The organism is Paraburkholderia sp. RL17-373-BIF-A (assembly GCF_046030175.1).
In the GTDB taxonomy this organism is placed as follows: Bacteria; Pseudomonadota; Gammaproteobacteria; order Burkholderiales; family Burkholderiaceae; genus Paraburkholderia.
On the sequence record NZ_JARESO010000309.1, the window covers coordinates 1 to 945 of the forward strand.

Here is a 945-nt window from a genome sequence, read left to right on the forward strand (position 1 = left end):
GCGAATCGTCGGCAGAGCGGTTGGTAGCGTTCCAAAGTTACAAAAAGTGAAGCAGGCGGCAGTCATCGAGTTGTGCACCAGAGAGCGAAGCGCCCGTGTTAGTCACTGAGAAAGCGGGCGTCAGTAGGCCGACGCTGTATAACTGGAAGAACCAGTTGTTCGGTAGGGACCACCCGCAACCCCTGGACAACCCTGAGAAGACGATGCCGGTTGATGCCCTGAAACAGACCTATGTGTTGCCACGGCTGTTAGCTGCCCTGAGGCTTGCCCGCACAACTCCTACTTCTATCACCGTGCACGTCTGTTGATTGCTGACAGGCATGCTGGCCCGCGTCGCGTCGTCGCGGCCTCTTCAAACTCAATCACCGTTGATACGGATATCGTCGAATCCGCGCGGCAGTGGGCAGGCAGCAGATTTTCATGTCGGAGCAAGTAGTGCGATGTTTAATGCCACAGAAAGGTCTGGCCGCTGCCACGACCAGGCGACGGCGCTACCGCTCGTATCGCGGAGGAATAAGCCTTGCACCGCAGAACATCATCGATCGCGACTTCTGTGCCGCCGCTCCGCATCAGAGATGCTCACCGACATTACCGAATTCCGGATCCCGGCCGGCAAGGTGTATCTGTCGCCGGTGATCGAGTGCTTCGACGGTCTCGTTGTGAGCTGGTCGATCGGCACGCGGCCGGATGCCGAACTCGTCAACACTATCGCTGGCGAGGATGGCTTTCACGAATTCGGGATGCGCTATGTCGCGCACAGGATGTTCGCCAGATAATGCAGCCTGCGAAGGTTTCTTCGGGCACCTCAAAACAGAGTTATCCTGTCCTCGTGATTGGCGGGCCACGACCGTTGATCATTCATCGAAGTCTTTGACCCGTAATCCGCCGGTACAAAGGAAGGCGGATCAAGGTCTCGCTCGGCTCCCTCAACCCGATCGAATACCG

General features: G+C 57.6%; 1 pseudogene. It reads left to right on the forward strand.

Annotated features, from left to right (window positions below):
- Positions 1-945 (forward strand): annotated as a pseudogene (locus tag P0D80_RS50560) (transposase); the annotation flags it as partial.